Origin of the sequence: Zymomonas mobilis subsp. mobilis ATCC 10988 (genome assembly GCF_000175255.2) — a bacterium.
GTDB lineage: Bacteria > Pseudomonadota > Alphaproteobacteria > Sphingomonadales > Sphingomonadaceae > Zymomonas > Zymomonas mobilis.
Genome location: NC_017262.1, coordinates 1,809,225 through 1,827,173 on the forward strand (window position 1 = coordinate 1,809,225; position 17,949 = coordinate 1,827,173).

16 protein-coding genes and 1 CRISPR repeat array are annotated in these 17,949 nt (G+C 47.4%); of the genes, 3 read left to right on the top strand and 13 right to left on the bottom strand.

The annotated features are described in order from the left end of the window. Window positions 1–124 precede the first annotated feature (124 nt). The 3 genes from ZMOB_RS08185 to ZMOB_RS08195 form a co-directional block, all read right to left on the bottom strand. Window positions 125–1,108, bottom strand: coding sequence for a DUF481 domain-containing protein (locus tag ZMOB_RS08185; RefSeq protein WP_011241324.1), 984 nt, complete (start codon window positions 1,106–1,108; stop codon window positions 125–127). Between the two features lie 24 nt (window positions 1,109–1,132). Next, a complete protein-coding gene (locus ZMOB_RS08190) occupies window positions 1,133–1,600 on the bottom strand; it encodes an RNA pyrophosphohydrolase (RefSeq protein ID WP_011241323.1) in 468 nt (155 codons plus the stop codon). A gap of 66 nt (window positions 1,601–1,666) precedes the next feature. Next, window positions 1,667–2,371, bottom strand: coding sequence for an SDR family NAD(P)-dependent oxidoreductase (locus ZMOB_RS08195; RefSeq protein WP_014501142.1), 705 nt, complete (start codon window positions 2,369–2,371; stop codon window positions 1,667–1,669). 380 nt (window positions 2,372–2,751) lie between these two features. Next, window positions 2,752–3,202: direct repeats of the CRISPR family, unit length 28 nt; unit sequence TTTCTAAGCTGCCTGTGCGGCAGTGAAC. Window positions 3,203–3,277: 75 nt separating this feature from the next. Here ZMOB_RS08195 and ZMOB_RS09955 point away from each other — a divergent pair. Continuing rightward, a protein-coding gene (locus tag ZMOB_RS09955; protein ID WP_099045773.1) for an IS5 family transposase occupies window positions 3,278–4,041 on the top strand; the annotation gives its coding sequence in 2 pieces (ribosomal slippage) (window positions 3,278–3,611 and window positions 3,611–4,041; 765 coding nt in all). Window positions 4,042–4,526: 485 nt separating this feature from the next. Here ZMOB_RS09955 and purF read toward each other — a convergent pair. The 10 genes from purF to ZMOB_RS08250 form a co-directional block, all read right to left on the bottom strand. Beyond that, window positions 4,527–6,053 (bottom strand): amidophosphoribosyltransferase, encoded by a 1,527-nt coding sequence (gene purF, locus ZMOB_RS08205; RefSeq protein WP_014501143.1) that lies wholly within the window; start codon window positions 6,051–6,053, stop codon window positions 4,527–4,529. A 422-nt stretch (window positions 6,054–6,475) separates the two neighbouring features. Then, window positions 6,476–7,864 carry a glutamate--cysteine ligase gene (locus tag ZMOB_RS08210; protein ID WP_014501144.1) on the bottom strand — a complete coding sequence of 463 codons (1,389 nt, stop codon included), beginning with the start codon at window positions 7,862–7,864 and terminating at the stop codon, window positions 6,476–6,478. Window positions 7,865–8,170: 306 nt separating this feature from the next. After that, window positions 8,171–8,941, bottom strand: coding sequence for a 16S rRNA (uracil(1498)-N(3))-methyltransferase (locus tag ZMOB_RS08215; protein WP_014501145.1), 771 nt, complete (start codon window positions 8,939–8,941; stop codon window positions 8,171–8,173). 307 nt (window positions 8,942–9,248) lie between these two features. Further along, on the bottom strand, window positions 9,249–10,214 hold the full coding sequence (thiL, locus tag ZMOB_RS08220) for a thiamine-phosphate kinase (RefSeq protein WP_011241318.1): 966 nt from the start codon (window positions 10,212–10,214) through the stop codon (window positions 9,249–9,251). 18 nt (window positions 10,215–10,232) lie between these two features. Further along, entirely contained in the window at window positions 10,233–10,706 is a 474-nt protein-coding gene (gene nusB, locus ZMOB_RS08225; protein ID WP_011241317.1) for a transcription antitermination factor NusB, read from the bottom strand. Then, a complete protein-coding gene (hisD, locus tag ZMOB_RS08230) occupies window positions 10,706–11,998 on the bottom strand; it encodes a histidinol dehydrogenase (RefSeq protein WP_011241316.1) in 1,293 nt (430 codons plus the stop codon). The genes nusB and hisD overlap by 1 nt, the downstream gene beginning before the upstream one ends. Next, window positions 11,988–12,656 (bottom strand): ATP phosphoribosyltransferase, encoded by a 669-nt coding sequence (gene hisG, locus ZMOB_RS08235; RefSeq protein WP_011241315.1) that lies wholly within the window; start codon window positions 12,654–12,656, stop codon window positions 11,988–11,990. The genes hisD and hisG overlap by 11 nt, the downstream gene beginning before the upstream one ends. A gap of 88 nt (window positions 12,657–12,744) precedes the next feature. After that, window positions 12,745–13,044 carry a BolA family protein gene (locus ZMOB_RS08240; protein WP_375804114.1) on the bottom strand — a complete coding sequence of 100 codons (300 nt, stop codon included), beginning with the start codon at window positions 13,042–13,044 and terminating at the stop codon, window positions 12,745–12,747. 369 nt (window positions 13,045–13,413) lie between these two features. Beyond that, complete coding sequence (gene shc, locus ZMOB_RS08245) at window positions 13,414–15,576, bottom strand: squalene--hopene cyclase (RefSeq protein ID WP_185737969.1); 2,163 nt, start codon at window positions 15,574–15,576, stop codon at window positions 13,414–13,416. 30 nt (window positions 15,577–15,606) lie between these two features. Continuing rightward, window positions 15,607–16,173 carry a TetR/AcrR family transcriptional regulator gene (locus ZMOB_RS08250; RefSeq protein WP_011241312.1) on the bottom strand — a complete coding sequence of 189 codons (567 nt, stop codon included), beginning with the start codon at window positions 16,171–16,173 and terminating at the stop codon, window positions 15,607–15,609. Window positions 16,174–16,307: 134 nt separating this feature from the next. Here ZMOB_RS08250 and ZMOB_RS08255 point away from each other — a divergent pair, with 134 nt between their 5' ends. Together ZMOB_RS08255 and cobS are read left to right on the top strand one after the other, a co-directional pair. Then, on the top strand, window positions 16,308–16,931 hold the full coding sequence (locus tag ZMOB_RS08255; RefSeq protein ID WP_014501148.1) for a J domain-containing protein: 624 nt from the start codon (window positions 16,308–16,310) through the stop codon (window positions 16,929–16,931). 28 nt (window positions 16,932–16,959) lie between these two features. Then, window positions 16,960–17,943 carry a cobaltochelatase subunit CobS gene (gene cobS, locus ZMOB_RS08260; protein WP_011241310.1) on the top strand — a complete coding sequence of 328 codons (984 nt, stop codon included), beginning with the start codon at window positions 16,960–16,962 and terminating at the stop codon, window positions 17,941–17,943. Window positions 17,944–17,949: the final 6 nt, after the last annotated feature.

Here is a 17,949-nt window from a genome sequence, read left to right on the forward strand (position 1 = left end):
TTTCAAAACCATCATAGAATGGCCTGTGAGGGCGCTATTAACAAAAAAAACGGCCTTTGCAAATGTTTTTTTCAAAAACTTTGCCCATTCTTTTGAAAATAGCGCTTTTATAGGCCTGTTTTCGTTATTTTTTCTTTTTCCCTAAAGCATAGGCAAAGGTAATCCGGCTCGTCGTATCGACTGGATTTTTCGATGCCGAGACATCTTTTTCATAATAAACGCTAAAGGACAATTTGGTGGACAAATTGCCGATCAGCTTGGTCTCAAGCGAGGTTGTCGAACTGGCGGTAATATCTTTGCTTTCAAAGAAGATCGAAGAATCTTCCGATACGGTCAACAAAGGTGACACAACCCATTTTGTGGTGAAAGATCCACGCATAGCCGCGGTGTCTCTTATCCGGCGGCCATTCGGTCTTGAACTGTCAATAAAGATCGTATGACGATAGGCCGGGCCCCCTTCAACCGCCAATGACAGATTAGGCTGATCAAAGACTTTGTAACCGATACCGCTACCGCCTGTAATACGGGTGCGATAGCCCAAGAACATATCCCGCTCGTAAAGAGCCAGACCATACATATAAAGCCGCTCGTCAAATTTATAATGCGGCTGATAAGAAGCAGTAAAGCGTTCAGCGGAAGTCGTTCCATAGGTGCGCTGGAAATCGGTTCTTGCCTTGACGGTATGGGTCCAGTTGATACCATTTCGTTCAAGGGCGACCGCCCCGTAAATAGCGGTCTGACGGGTGTTACCCGTCATTTTTGCGCCGCCTAACTCAACAGACCCTGTCCAGTTTTCAAACATACCAGAATCGGCAACCCGCCGTAATTCCTTGCGTTTCTTTTCGGCTTCGCGGGCTTCAACTTTGGTGTTGTAATCCGCTACCATCGCATCAATTTCAGCCGCAGAATCAGGAACCGTTTTTTTTGCAATCAGGACGATAGATTTAACCGTTTTCGGATCATCAAGGGCTAAAGCCTTAGTCACCATTTCTTGAATCAGCTTTGGGGGTTCTTCTGCCCAGACCTCACTGACTGGAACTAACGATAGAAGAACGGCACCCTGCGATATTCTCCAAAGTAACCAAGGCGAGATCGTCCTGGATTGCAAATTGTCCTCCCGATGAAAAAAGAATTAAAGGCTGGCTGAAAATTCGGACAGTATTTTTTCGTAAAGCGGTTTTTTGAAAGCAACGATCAAATCGGGTAACTGCTTGGGTTCAACCCATTTCCATGCCCGAAATTCCGGTTTATCCGTGTTGATATTGATATCTTCATCCCGTCCCAAATAACGGGCAAGAAACCATAATTGCCGCTGACCGCGATATTTGTTCTTAAAAAAAGAAGCCTGTAAATCCGCTGGAAAATCATAGGTCAGCCATTCTTTGGTATGGCTAATAATGGCAACCATGCGCGGCGGAATACCGGTTTCTTCTTCTAATTCACGCAAAACGCCGACCTCTGGCGTTTCTTTTGCTTCCAATCCCCCCTGAGGCATCTGCCATGCCTCTTCTTTCATGTCATTTCTACAGGCAGCAAAGACAAGATTGTCTTTATTTAATAACATGATACCCACGCCAGACCGGTATTCAAGATTATCCATCGGCTCTTCCTTTTATTTCCAAGTAATGAGGCTAAAATAACACGAAATAAAATCGCTTATTTCTATTTATAATTTGCCTTGCCATCCATTCGCATAATCTTGAACGATCATGGTAACAATAGCCTTGGCGACCTCATCGGGCGAGCGCAACAAATCGGCCTTTTCATCGGGAAAAGCGCGCTTTCGTCCTTCTGTTGCTACCGCTTCTAATTCAGCCAAAGCGACTTTGATAGTATCCCGTTCCGCGTTTTCTGCTCCATAAGACAGTAATATCGCCTCCATCGCCATTTTGGAGGCATAGTAACTGCCATTATAGGGGTAGGGCGCTTGGCTCTTGGGAAGGGTTAAACCGACGATATGCGCGGATCGGCTTTCTTGAATAAGTGGATCAAAACGGCTCAATAAATCTTGTGTCGCTAACGCATTGACCGCCAACATCTGTTGAAGGGCGGGGGATGCCGCCGCAATAGAAGGCTGTGCCTCATATCGGGCAGCCGCAAAAACCATAATGTCCAAAGCAGGCCATCTACCCGAAATAGCCGCCGCTAAATGATGGCAACTGCCCGAATTCGTAATATCCAACGGGGCAATCGTCGCTGATCCGCCTTTTTGATAAATCTGTTCTTCGACTTTATCGAGATCGGTTGCCGTTCTCGCAACCAGAATGACATGCGCCCCCGCTTCAGCCAACGCTTTGGCGGTTGCCGCACCAATCCCGCGACTGGCACCGGTGACAAGGGCAATTTGATCGGAAAGAGGTCGATGGGTCATAGGCTTCTTATGGTTAAAATATCATTTCAATAAAATGAATAAAAAATTTTCTAACAAAATAGAAAATAAGAAAAATACATTTCCCTATTTTCATAAGAGCCATAAAAAGAAATGAAAAACAGATTCCGCCAATAACTCAAAATGACGGAGCAAGCGTTACTTTTTAACCGCTATTTTGAAACCACAAATAATCTTATTCTGGTCGGAATAACTAAAAAGAGAAAACAGAGAAGAAAAAGAAGTACCGGCGACATATTTTGAGAACAGAATAGCCTCCGATAAAACAGCCCCCAACCATGAAACAGAACAACACTTAAATAAGTACAATCTACCTATGCGGCAGTGAACGGGAATGATGGAGCCGGATCAGGCTGGGATATTTTCTAAGCTGCCTGTGCGGCAGTGAACAGCTATTTTGCTTAAGCGCAATCTCATCATGGGTTTCTAAGCTGCCTGTGCGGCAGTGAACAAGCGATGGGGTCGTATCTGCATTTTCTGTTATTTTCTAAGCTGCCTGTGCGGCAGTGAACTCGTCGCGCCACTGTCGCCGACCATCCCTTCAGTTTCTAAGCTGCCTGTGCGGCAGTGAACGATTTGGCTGACCGGTTACATGATCTCGATGCTTTCTAAGCTGCCTGTGCGGCAGTGAACACGGTTGACCATGTTGGTGACCAGACTTTTACTTTCTAAGCTGCCTGTGCGGCAGTGAACTTTTAAGGAGCGGGGTAAAACTACCCCGTTTTTTTCTAAGCTGCCTGTGCGGCAGTGAACTTCAGACGATTATCCAAGGGAGTTTAAGCGGTTTTCTAAGCTGCCTGTGCGGCAGTGAACTAGGCTCAGGACCTGTTAATTTCTTGAGTTGAGCGGGCTGTTGTGATTCACAGGTTTACCGATGGAGGTGAAGCTGTGAGTGACGTGTTTTTGCTGTCTGAGCACCAGATGGAACGGATTAAGCCGTTTTTTCCACTGGCGCATGGTGTGCCGCGTGTCGATGACCGTCGTGTCCTGAGCGGGATCGTTTACGTGATCCGCAACGGCCTTCAGTGGAAAGACGCCCCGAAAGCGTATGGCCCGCACAAGACTTTATACAACCGGTTTATCCGGTGGAGCCGCCTGGGTGTCTTTGACCGGATCTTCGTCGCCCTGACGGAGCAGGCAGGCCGTTCGAAGCGTCTGATGATCGATGCAACACATCTGAAAGCACACCGGACAGCGGCCTCCCTGCTCAAAAAGGGGCTTTTCCCCGCCATATCGGACGCACGAAAGGCGGACTGAACTCAAAGCTTCACGCTGTATGCGATAGTCAGGGCCGCCCTGTCCGGCTGCATCTGACCGCAGGTCAGGTCAGTGACTTCAAAGGCGCGGATGTTCTGCTGGCAAATCTGCCGGAAGAAACACAAGAAATTCTCGGGGACCGGGGATACGACAGTAATAAAATCAGACAGTCTCTCGCAGACCGGAATATCACCGCCTGTATTCCGCCGAAGAAGAACCGGAAATCAAAGCCGCCTTACGACTGGCATCTGTATAAAAAGCGTCACCTCATCGAAAATATGTTCGCAAAGCTCAAAGACTGGCGGCGTGTCGCAACACGATACGACCGGTGCGCTCACACATTCATGTCAGCAATCCATATCGCAGCAAGTTTCATCTTCTATCTCAAAGAATGAGTCCTGAGCCTAGAGTAAATAATTAAAAATCCCCCTAAATGAAAGGAATATCGGGCAAAAATAGCCAAATAACCCTAAAAATAGAGCCTATTTTTAACCTATTGATTTTAAAGGATTTTTTTTGCATGCCCAAAAAAGAGGGTCAAATAAAGGGTCAAAAAGACTTCACGATGTCAAAAAACAGATCGCGATCTTAACGCTTCTTTTGGCTTTTACAAAAGGAAACGATCGGAAATTATGGCAAGAATGAAATTAGGTTATCTATTTACCCCATATCCTACCGATCATAATTATTCCGATTGACCCATAAAAACCTCATTCTCACTGTCTCCTTTGCAAAAGGAATAGGCCTTTTTATCTCGACTTCTAGAATAGAAAAAAGCCTAAAATTGGCCGCTTAAAACTTACTTCTCGTCAATAATCATCAATAAAAAAGGGAGCCTTTTCACGGACTCCCTCTTTCAAATCTCAATATATTTGAGCGATTAGGCGATAGCCACCTGTTCGGATAAACGAACCAGTTGTTCGCTAGCACCCAATTCGCCAAGATCGGTCAGGGGCGTGGGATAGGCACCCGTAAAGCAAGCATCACAATATTGCGGCTGAGCATCATTGCGACCCTCTTCACCGACCGCACGATAAAGGCCATCCATCGAAATAAAAGCTAAACTATCAGCGCCGATATATTCTGCCATCTGTTCGACAGTCATTTTAGCCGCCAACAATTTTGCCCGCTCCGGCGTATCTACACCATAAAAACAGCTATGACGGGTCGGTGGGCTGGCAATCCGCAAATGGATTTCCTTGGCACCCGCATCCCGAAGCATTCTGATGATTTTGACGCTGGTTGTGCCTCTGACAATAGAGTCATCAACTAGAACCAACTTCTTGCCTTTAATCAAGGCACGGTTGGCATTGTGCTTCAGCTTCACGCCCAAATGACGGACTTGATCGCCCGGCTGAATAAAGGTGCGTCCAACATAATGGGAACGGATAATACCCAATTCAAACGGCAAAGAAGATTGCTGGGCATAACCGATAGCGGCAGGCGTTCCTGAATCTGGCACAGGAATAACCATATCGGCATCAACCGGATTTTCGCGCGCCAATTCGATCCCGATAGATTTCCGAACGGAATAAACCGAGGTGCTACCGATCAAAGAATCCGGTCTCGAAAAATAGACATGCTCGAAAATGCAGGGGCGAGGCTTCTGCTTTTTAAAGGGATGAATAGATTGCAGCCCTTTTTCCGAAATAATAATCAGCTCACCCGGTTCGACCTGACGGATATAGGTTCCGCCAATAATATCGAGAGCAACCGTTTCGGAAGCGACAACAAAAGTTTCCCCGACTTTACCGAGAACCAGCGGGCGAATACCCAGCGGATCACGACAGGCAATCATGCCTTCCGGCGTCAGACAGACGAGAGAATAAGCGCCCTCAACCTGTTTTAAAGCATCAATGAATCGGTCTAACAGGCTGCGATAGCTTGAGGTCGCAACCAGATGGATAATCGTTTCAGTATCCGACGTGGATTGAAAGATAGATCCATGACGCACCAACTGATGGCGCAAAGTTTCGGCATTGGAAATATTGCCGTTATGAGCAATCGCAAATCCGCCCGAAACCAGTTCGGCATAAAGCGGCTGAACATTGCACAAGGTGCTGGCACCGGTGGTTGCATAGCGGACATGGCCGATAGCACATGATCCGGGCAAGCTGCGGATAGCATCGTCACGGTCAAAGTTACCCGCAACGTGACCAACAGCACGACGGGAGTGGAAATTTTTCCCATCCCAGCTGGTGATACCGGCGGCTTCCTGTCCGCGATGCTGTAAAGCATGTAGTCCGAGAGCTACGACGGCAGCGGCTGTATCTGCGCCCCAAATACCGAAAACACCACATTCTTCATGAAGGGTATCATCAGATGCCCCATTATCTAAAGATTCAGTTGTCGTCGTCAGGGTAGAGATAGAGTCGGAAAAGAGTTCGCTCGAAAGGCTAGGCGACATATTTCAATCCGGCTGAAATTATCAGGTTGGGGGATAATACGCTTTTTTAACGGATTTGTCCTCCCCATTCTGATTAATTTTTAAGCAACGATTTCCAAGAAAAAAGGAGGCCACTTTACTGATATAAGATAATCACAGCGCCCATTACATAAAATCTCGTTTTTTATAATAAGCGATTGAATAATATCCCGTTTTTCTTTTCAAAAACAAAAAATCGGGAATATTTTTGTTACTTACGCGTGATTAGGAAGCACTCAAATAGTATGACAGATTTAAGACAAACAAAAATATCTGATGCTCACCCGCTATCAGGATATAGTCTCTTTTAAAGAGAAGATACCCTGATTCTTTTTTGATTTTAAAATTTTACCGCGTTATTTTTTCATTATAGTAATCAATATTCTTTCTAAAAACCATTCTCATCAAGACAAGATATGAGGCTGCGCCCAATCACATTCCTGATAGATAAAATCGAGATTTCCGGTTTGGTGATAGCGCGCCAATAATCTGTCAGAAAGGCTTTGACCGCTTTCTAAAATCTCACCTATCGGAGCCAAATAGCGGCTTTCATCCTGACCTTTGTCATTCAAAATAGCCCGTCTTTTCAAAGCGTCATTCATCAGTGGCCAAAGCTGTCGTCCCAAATCAAGCAAAGATTGGCGACCTCCAATCAGGGTTTTTAAACCTTTTTTCGGCACTTCATTCCGCAAGTTTCGATAGTCATCCATGCTCCAGCTTTTGATAATATCTGAAGCGGTATCCAGTAATTCGGAATCGTAAAGGATGCTGATCCAAAAAGCGCTTAAAGCGGGCGACATCATCGCCGAAGCCCCATCTGCCCCTCTCATTTCAAGATAGCTTTTCAGGCGCACTTCAGGAAAAGCCGTAGAAAGATGGTCAACCCAATCTGATAATATTGGCTTTTCGTTGGGGAGGGCAGGTAACTCGCCCCTCAAGAAAGCGCGGAAATCCTGACCAGACGCATCAATATAGCGGCCATCCCGATAGACGAAATACATTGGAACCGACAGCATATAGTCAATATAGCGTTCATAGCCGAAATCATCATCAAAGACGAAAGGCAAAATACCCGTGCGATGGGGATCAGTATCCGTCCATATATGGCTGCGATAGGATGAAAAGCCGTTAGGGCGTCCTTCCAAAAAAGGCGAATTAGCAAAAAGAGCGGTTGCCAAAGGCTGTAATGCCAAGGAAACTCGAAATTTTTTGACCATATCCGCTTCGCTGCCATAATCGATATTGGATTGAATAGTGCAGGTGCGAAGCATCATATCCAGACCGAGCTTGCCAACTTTTGGCATATATTTGGTCATGATTTTATAACGGCCTTTAGGCATTAAAGGCAGGTCGCTACGCTTTTTGTCAGGCCAAAGACCCAATCCCAAAAAGCCTAATCCTAATTCATCGCCAACTTCTTGTGTTTGCTGGATATGGCGACATATTTCGTCATAGCTTTCATGGATAGTGCTACGAGGCGCGCCCGAAAGTTCAAACTGGCCTGCTGGTTCAAGGCTGATCGCGCCGTCATCTCCACTTAGGCCGATAATTTTATCATTTTCGTAAATCGGCTGCCAACCAAAGCGGGTAAATCCTTGTAACAGATCACAAATGCCGCCTTTTTCTTCATAGGAAGGGGCTTGATGGTTCTGTTTTTTATAAACCAGTTTTTCATGCTCTGTGCCAACGCGCCATTGCGCCTTCGGTTTTTCACCAGCCTGAAAAATCCGTAAGAGATCATCGCGACTTTCAATCGGATGATTTTGGCTGCTGGATGTCTGACGCGTGCTCATAACACAAGATATAGTCCCTCTATCCAAAGGCTGCCAATCTATTTAGTCGCAACTTTTAGTCCGCTCTGATAGATTTTTTCTATAGATGGATTGAATTATACTAGAGTGAAAATTATTATTTAAAGGCATAGCAAGGATATTGCTTTGTTGCCGCCTGATCTTCGGATTTCCCCGAAATGGATCGCACTCCCCAACGGGCTTGAACAAAGCCTATCAAAAAACACGCATCCCGCACCATATCAAGGCAAGATATTAGGCCGCTTTCAGTAAATCTTTTCTGATAATGCTATCTTTTACCAATGGTTTTTACAGATTGGCCTGTCTTGGTTGTTTTTGCCAATCTCCGGCGGCGGCCATCCATAAAGCAGTTGCTGCAATAGCCGCCGTATCCGCTCTAAGAATACGGGGGCCTAAAGATACCGGAACGGCTTGTTTTACGGCGTTAATCATGTCCCGTTCTTGATCGGTGAAACCTCCCTCAGGACCCACCAAAATAGCCGCCGCCATTTTCCTTTTGGAAAGGGCTTCAATCATAGGTTCGCCACCCGTCTCATCAGCAAAGAAAAGCGCCCGATCTTCCGGCCATTCCGCTAACAGAGATTTTAAAGAACAGGCCTCTGTCACTTCTGATAGGCTGGTTCGACCGCATTGTTCTGCGGCTTCGACAATATGTGCCTGTAATCTTTCAAGATTGACCCGATCGACAATTGTCCGCTGAGTTATAACCGGTGTGATGCGAGCTACACCTAATTCACAGGCCTTCTCATAAATCCAATCAATCCGGCCTTTTTTAATAGGCGCGGTCAATAGCCATAAGTCAGGAATAGATTCTTTTTCATTGAGATGATGCGTAATTTTCAGCTGTAAATGTTTCCGGCCAGCCTCAATCACTTCGCCCAGCCATTCGCCGGTAAGATTATCGAAAAGAACAAGCTGACTTCCCATTTTAAAACGCATAACCGACAGAAGATAATGCGCCTGCGCCCGATCAGGGGTAATAACCGCCTCCAAAGAGAGCTTTTCTTCAACATAGAGGCGGGGCAGGGTGTTTACAGGCCAAGCCGGTTCAGCGACCATAGGAAATTCTTCTTCTCGTTAACATCTTTGCCCTCACCTAAAGGAAGGTCATAACGGCTTCAACCGTAATCCTTTTTCAGCTTTTTCGGCGTGGCATTCTACCAGCAAGACAATATTACAATAATGTCTATTATTTATGCTTATTGGTTTATCTTAAGCGGTTTTAAAACCGAAAAATCTTAAAATAAGGTATTGTACATATTTCAAGCCCAATAAAGGGAAGACGCGACATCTCAATAAACTGAATGCTCGCAATGCGGCGTCCAATAGAAAGGCCTTTTTACCTTTCTTTTAACATGCCCCTCATCTAACCGTGCAAATAGCCAAGCCGGTCAGGCTGTTTAATCGGCTCCGCACCATAAAAAAGAGACAAGCCACTGCCTGCCGTTAATTGTCCTACCCTATATAGGTCGAATTGCTTTTCTTTGGACAGCTTTAATAGCTCTTGTCGCTTATTAGCTGCGCAAGCCATAATCAGCTGATAATCATCGCCTGCCGTTACAGCCTGTAGTCGGGTCGATTTTGTATCACCAAAACAGCTTATCGCTTCGGATGAAAGCGGCACTCTATCCAAACGGATACGAACCGCCAAGCCGCTGGCATTGGCAATTCTCTCGGCATCAATCAGTAGACCATCGGAAATATCAGCCATGGCATGGACATGCGGCGCTAACCAAATGCCTTCTTTTAAACGAGGCTCTGGCGAACGATAGGCCTGCACCAATTTTTCTTGAGCCGAATGGTTGATATTTTTTTTCTGTTTAAGAAGATTCAATCCAAAACCAGCATCACCAATAGGCGAGGTCACCCATAACTCGTCACCTTCTTTGGCCGCGCGCCGATCAGGCACACCACAAGACGGCGCAAGACCAATCACGGTCATTGCCGAAAAATGACCCGTATGCCGGGGAACCGCGACGGTATCACCGCCTAATAAAGGAAGGTTATATTGATGACAGACAGATTCCAGACCTTTTAAAAAAGCCTGATCCCATTTGTAATCGGGGCCCAAACTATAGCCCATCAAAGCCCCGATAGGCTTTGCCCCTTTGGCTGCCAGATCAGAAAGATTAACGCCGACCAGCTTTTGTGCGACAGTTTCCGGCGGATCACTGGGGAAATAATGGACATTTTCCACAATAATATCATGGGACAACACCAAATCACCCGATGGGCGAGGCAGAACCGCCGCATCATCGGACAGATTTCGGGCGGCCGGATCTCCGGCAATCTGGCGTAACGCCGTGATAAAAGCCTGTTCCCGACCGGACATTGTCATCCCTATGATATATTAAGCGTTATTTGATGAACGCAGTTTTTTGGCAACCGTATCCAGCAAACCGTTTACGAAATTCTTTTCTTGACGGTCATAGAAGGCATTCGCAACGTCAATATATTCGCTGATAACCGTTGCGGTTGGAACATCGGGACGAGCCAATAATTCATAAGTTCCGGCGCGCAAAATCTGGCGCATCGGACGATCTAAGCGATCGAGGCTCCATCTTTCCGACAGATTTTCAGAAATAACGCGATCTATTTCTTCACAACGCGTACCAACCCCTCTGACAATATCGTCAAAAAAGCTCGGTTCGGCCTTGGTATAGGTCGCATCTTCAATCGTCGCGCCTAAACGATACTGATGGAATTCATCCAACAGAATATTGAGCGGCGTTTTTTCCATTTCGCGTTGATAGAGTGCCTGAACGGCAGCCAATCTGGCTGCCGAACGGGCGTTTTTATGAGGGCGTTTTTGCGTTTGCGCCATTATTTATTAAGCCTTGATATCACAGATTCAGCGTGAGCAGGCAGGCCTTCAGCCTTTGCCAAAGTCACGGCCGCAGGGCCAATCTTACTTAAAGCCTCTTGCGAGCAATTAAGATAAGTGGTGCGCTTCATAAAGTCGATAACCGACAATCCAGAAGAGAAGCGCGCACGACGACCGGTTGGCAAAACATGGTTCGGGCCACCAACATAATCGCCGATGGCTTCCGGCGTATAACGGCCAAGGAAGACCGAACCAGAGTGGTGCACATTGGCAAATAAAGCATCAGGATCGGCCACCGCCAATTCAAGATGTTCCGGTGCCAGACGGTCAACCAAAGCAGGGGCTTCGTCCAAAGACTGCACCAAAATAGTGGCGCCGTGTTTGTCCCAGCTTTCGCGGGCAACCTTTTGGGTTTCCAGTTTTTCCAGTCTTCTTCCAACGGCTTCGATCGTTTTTTCGATCAAATCTTCGGAATCAGAAATCAAAATTGACTGGCTGGTCGGGTCATGTTCAGCCTGACTTAAAAGATCGGCCGCCAACCATTCGGGATCGTTGTCCTTATCGGCAACCACCACGATTTCAGACGGGCCTGCCACCATATCAATGCCGACCTGACCGTAAAGCTGACGCTTAGCTTCAGCCACCCAAGCGTTACCGGGGCCGACAACGACATCAACCGGTTTGATCTTTTCAGTTCCCAAGGCCAAAGCCGCGACAGCCTGTGCGCCACCAATTTTCCAGATTTCATCGACTTCGGAAATCACAGCAGCGGCAATCACGGCTGGATTGACAAAGCCATCTGGAGTTGGGGTCACCATAACCAGACGCTTCACACCAGCGACCTTTGCTGGCACGGCATTCATCAAAACAGAAGAACAATAAGCGGCACGTCCACCCGGAACATAAAGACCGGCGGCTTCAACGGCCTGCCAACGAACACCCATACGAACGCCAGCGGCATCGGTCATCTCGCTGCTTTCAGGCAGCTGGTTTTCGTGGCAGTAACGAATACGGGTCGCAGCCAGTTTTAAAGCGTCCATCAATTCCGAAGGCAGGGAATCACAAGCCTTCTTGATTTCTTCTTGGGTCAGCTGCCATCCACCCTTATTCAGATCATGACGATCGAATTTCTGGGTCAATTCGGCAATAGCAACGTCACCCCGTTTTTTGACATCGGCAATAATGGCCGAGACATCACGGGAAACATCGCCTTCGCTTTCCCGTCTTTCATCAACTAACCGAGTAAAATCAGCTTGGAAATCAGCCTTACGGCTATCTAATTTAAGCAACATTATCCGCAACTCCTACCAAACGGCGGAAATTTTCAACCAAGGGCGCAATATCGCCCGCCCGCATTTTGAACGCGGCACGGTTGACAATCAGACGAGCGGAAATCGGCATAATTTTTTCGACTTCAACCAACCCGTTTTCTTCCAAGGTGCGCCCTGACGAGACGAGATCGACAATCCGGCCCGCAAGACCCAGAGCAGGGGCGATTTCCATCGCACCATTGAGCTTAATACACTCAGCCTGAACCCCGCGAGCCTCGAAATGTCGATGCGTCAAATGCGGGTATTTGGTAGCAACACGGACATGGCTCCATTCCCGTGGGTCATCATCTTTCGCAAGCCTTTTCGGCTCCGCTATAGAAAGACGACAGTGACCGATATCAAGGTCAACTGGCGCATAAAGCTCGGGATAGCTGAATTCTTCAATAACATCGGAACCGACAATACCCATCTGGGCAGCCCCATGCGCAACAAAGGTTGCAACATCAAAGGCGCGAACCCGAATAATTTCGATATCGGGGCGGTTCGTTTTGAAGCGCAGCAACCGGCTTTCTTTATCCAGAAAGGCCGGCTCAGGAATGATACCGGCGGCTTCCAACATAGGAAGCGCCTCTTTCAGAATACGACCTTTCGGGATAGCAAAGACAAGCGGTTTAGTCATGATGGAGGTTCCATACCCCTTGAAGCCCTATTCAGCAAGAAAAGGCGACATAAAAAGGCGAAAAAAAACAGATAAAAGAGAAGTCAGGCTATTCCTGCCTTAAAGGCGTGTCCAGTTTCAGTCTTAAAGCATGAATCCGGTCAGGTAATAGGTCTGATAGCGCCTTATGGACCATTCTTTCCCGACTGATTCGGCTTTCATTTTCAAATGCTTGGGAAACAAGGGTTACCGTAAAATGGCTTTCGCTCCGATGCGGATGACCGGCATGACCAGCATGCTTGTTGCTATCATCTTCAATGACCAGTGTCTCCGGCGAGAAAGCAGCCTCTAAACGTTCCCGCATTAAACGCGTGACGGGGCCTTCATTATTGTCGGATGGACTGGACATATTCATAAAATTTCCCTCGGCTTTGGGTTTATCGCTATAACAGCCTATTCTAAATTGAGATGATTTGAAAATTTTCCAGACTAATTTTTATTTTTAGGCTCGAAGGATGCCAGAATAACGGGATTTTAATGGCTATTCTTACAGAAAATTCTTGGAAAAATGGCCTGAATGACAAGGCCGTCATCGCGCTTCTCTTCGCAAATGAGGGTTTTAATGGATCGGTAAAAATTTCGAGGGATAACGGCTTCTCATTTTAAAATATTCAGCAATCTGTCCGATCAAAGAAAGCGGTTATTATCCTTTTACCCTCGATCCTCGAAAATAGGACGGAGTAGTCTCTTTTAAAAAGACTCCTCCGCCCCAATATTATCAATTATTCAAATCAATCAGTCTCTCTGCCCGACTTAACGCCATAATCGGGAAGAATTGCCGATAAAAATCATAACGCAGCATAAACGCCCGTGACAGTTCAGCGCCTTGAAGCAATCGTTTCGACAAAGCCGGATCATCCAACTTGATCGTCTGACCCACGCCATAACCGGGGAATCCGGTGCCGGTGAATTCTTCTTCTTTCCAGCTACCATCCTGCTCTTGGCGATCAATCAGATAATGGCATCCCTTGGCAATGGCTTCATAATCTTCGGGACGATTGGCCGCGATCAACCCCATCAAAGCCCAAGCGGTCTGGGACGGCGTAGTTGGGCCCTTCCCAATGGAATCAATCTCCATATAGGAAGAGCAGCTTTCGCCCCAACCGCCGTCTTCCTGCTGATGTGCGACCAGCCAATCGCAAGCCTTCGTGATGTAAGGCTGGGTCATATCTTCACCGATCGCCGCCAAAGCAGGCAGAACCGCACCGGTGCCATAGATATAATTAACGCCCCAACGACCAAACCACGCGCCTTCGGCTTCCTGTTCGGAACGGACATAGTCGATCGCTTTTTGGATGACCGGCATATCGCGGGACAGTCCCAAGGTGCCAAAGGCCTCTAAAACATGCGCCGTTACATCGACTGAAGGCGGATCAATAGATTCTCCGAAATCACAAAAAGGAATTTTGGAAAGGATACTTCTGTTATTATCCTTATCAAAGGCTCCCCAACCGCCACATTCGCTTTGCATGGCGATCAACCAATTAACCCCACGGGTAATGGCATCCTCAACGCCTTTCTTTTGCCACTCTTCCTTATCACGATAAGAGGAAAGGGCGATCAAAGCGACGGCGGTATCATCGGTATCGGGATAGCGATCATTGGCATATTCAAATGCCCATCCACCGGGTTCAACATCAGGTAGTTTGATTGACCAATCGCCTTTGACTTTGACCTGTCGAGCCAAAAGCCAATCGGCGGCCTTATCCATTTCCGGCGTAAAACGATCCTCGGCCTTGGCGTCTTTTAACGCCATCAAGGCCAACATTGTATCCCATACCGGACTATTGGTGGCCTGTATCCAAGAAGACTCGCCTCTGTCATGTCGCCAACCGGGATCATCCAAAGCCGACAAAGCCTTGGCCATCACCGGATGATAAAGCTGATAGCCTTCACCATGTAACGCCATCAAACCATAGACCCAAGGCGGCTGAATTCCACCCCAACCGCCATCGGCATCCTGATGCCGGATAATCCATTCCAAAACGTGACGGATAGCGGCTTCACGCAAGCTATTGCGCTTTAACAGATTGGACTGAACCCAATGTAATCCACGGTCAGTGGTTCGGAAAAATTGCGACCAAAGATTGATGCCTTCTTTTTTCGGCAATTCATAATCAAAGCGAGCGCGGCCTTCTGGAAACAGTTCATCCAAGCGGTCTTGGGGGCGCAGCGGGCGGCTTGGTCGTCTCGCGGACAGAATAGCAATCGGCACCATGGTTGCCCGCGCCCATTGGGCAAAATTATAAATCGAAAAGACAAAATTATCAGGGAACCAGATAATTTCAGGGGGAAGGTTAGGGGTCTTTTCCCAAGGCCATTCCCCGATCAACGCCAGCCAATAACGGGTAAAGACACGGATATTTTTTAATCCGCCTTTTTCTGCAATCCATGTTGCCGCTTTTTTCAAAACAGGATTGTCGGCAGAATACCCCAAAGACCGCAAAGCCGCATAGGCTTCAACCGTGGCATTGATATCGCCATTTCCAGCGCCAAAATAGACCCCCCAAGAGCCATCTTCCCGCTGCATTTCCAAAAGAGCATTGCCCAATCTTGGACGAAGCGGATGATCTTCCAGACCCAAAAACCACAAGGCCAGACACCATTCTGCTTCCATCGAAGCATTGGATTCCACGGCACCGACCCAATGACCATCGGGCTTTTGTTGTCCGATCAACCAGTCACAGGCTGAAACAAGGGTATTATTCAGACTATTCCCCATAGTCTTGAATATCGTTTTGTCGACTTTTGCCGTCGGTTCAGGCCGCCGATTCGGTCTTCTCAGGGTATCCGTTCCGATTATGGTATCGGAAGCCGGTTTATACGAGGTTTTTTCAGCCCCGAAAATCTTCTTCATTAACAAGCGACTTAAGCTATTCATTCTGTCAATACCCATACGAAACAGACAAATTTATTTGAATGATGCACGGCCAGCTTGCGCTGACGGCACCAGTTTTTTGATATCGTCGAACACCGTCGCCCATTCGCTTTCCGACATTTTGATAAAGCCGAGGCTTCTTAGAAAAAAAGCGCCCTCGGCCGCAAAAAGCATGGTGCGGATATGCCTTGCCTCTTCGGATTGTCCCAAATTTTTCTCCATCCATCTGGCATACCATGCCTGTATTTTCTTCAGATGATTGGGCGATTGCAGTAACGTCACCAACATGCCTACCATGCGGGCGCTGGTGGCATCATCAATCTGGCTGGATGCCTGCACATAAGCACGGGCTTCTCCGGCGGGACTATCATCCGATTGGCTATATTCCTTTACTTCACAATCAAAAGCAGCAAACCAGCGGTCAATCAAAGCCGTAATCAAATCGTCTTTGCTACCGAAACAATATTGTAATCCGCCCTTGGTAATGCCCGCCTCTTTGGCCACTGCTTCGAGAGTCATTGCGGTTGCGCCTGCTCTTTGAACCAGTTGTTCCGCAGACTTCAAGACCCTTTCCCTGTCAATGGTTCTGGGGCGTGCCATAAATACCTCATTATTTCATTCCATCCGGCTGGAATTAAACTAGAAATTTTTTACTTTCAAGCTATATCTAAGAAGGATATCGCGAGACAGGAAAGGACAAGGCTCTTTAACTTCGATATTCCAAGAGCCGGAATATGGGGACAAGTTTGGCGGAAAGAGACAGAAAAAGCACTTCCGAACGATTCCACGGACGGGTATCAGGGCAGGATCGCCTTTGCGAGCATCCCGGCTGCACCAAGCTCGGCGAGTTTAAAGCGCCTCGTCAAGCGGGCGAAACACCCCCCGAAGGGGGCGATAGCCGCTGGCATTGGTTTTGCCTCGAACATGTGCGCGCCTTTAATAATAGCTATAATTATTTTGAAGGCATGTCCGAGGAAGAAATCTATCACGAACAGCGTCCCTATAGTGGTTGGGAAACAGAAAGCCGTGCCTTCGCCACCAATGGCAGCACCCCCCCGCCACGCTGGGCTGATTTCAAAGACCCCCTTGATGCGGTGGCTGCCCGCTTTAAACGATCAGGCGATAAAGGTTTTTTTCATCGCCAAAGCGGAAAGCGTGTTTCCCCTTCTGATGAAAAGGCCTTAAAAACGCTAGGACTTGAAGCCGGAGCCGATCGGGGTAAACTTCGTAAAAGATATGCCGAATTACTGCGGCGCTATCATCCTGACCGCAATGGAGGCAACCGCTCTTATGAGAAGGCATTACAGGATGTTATCGCCGCTTATACGCATTTGAAATCCTCTGCTGTTTTTGCCTAATATCACAAGTTATTCTCAAGGAAAGATCATGGCTGAGTTCGACAATTTTCAATCTGACAGTGAAACGGTTCTCGACGCGCCGGATATCAAGGTAAAGGTAAGGGATGTCTTCGGCATTGATTCCGATATGGAAGTCCCTGCTTTTTCGATTGCCGATGAACGGGTGCCGGATCTTGATCCAGCTTATATCTTCGACAAAGAAACGACCCTCGCGATTTTGGCAGGCTTTGCCTATAATCGGCGGGTAATGGTGCAGGGCTATCACGGCACCGGTAAATCTTCTCATATCGAACAGATCGCTGCACGGCTGAAATGGCCGACCATGCGCGTCAATCTCGATGCCCATATCAGCCGTATCGACTTAATCGGCCGCGATGCAATCGTGCTGCGCGATGGTCAGCAGATCACCGAATTTCAAGAAGGCATCCTGCCTTGGGCTTTGCAAACGCCAACAGCCTTGGTGTTTGACGAATATGATGCCGGTCGTCCTGATGTGATGTTCGTGATCCAACGCGTTTTGGAAACCAGTGGCAAGCTGACTTTACTGGATCAAAATCGTGTTATCCGCCCCAATCCTTATTTCCGTTTGTTCGCAACCGCGAATACCGTTGGCTTGGGCGATACCAGCGGCCTTTATCACGGCACGCAACAAATTAACCAAGGCCAAATGGATCGTTGGAATATCGTTACAAGGCTGAATTACCTCCCGTCTGAAACGGAAGAAAAGATCATCCTTGCCAAACGCCCCGACTATGACAGCGAAGAAGGTAAAAAGCTGATTGCCCGTATGGTCAACGTTGCAGACCTGACCCGCGCAGGCTTTATCAACGGCGATATCTCAACCGTGATGAGTCCTAGAACCGTTTTAAGCTGGGCTGAAAATGAATCCATTTTCAAAGACACGGCTTTTGCCTTCAAGGTTTCTTTCCTGAATCGTTGTGACGAATCCGAAAGACCGCTGGTGGCTGAATATTACCAACGTGTTTTTGGTCAGGATTTACCGCTGGACTAATATGTA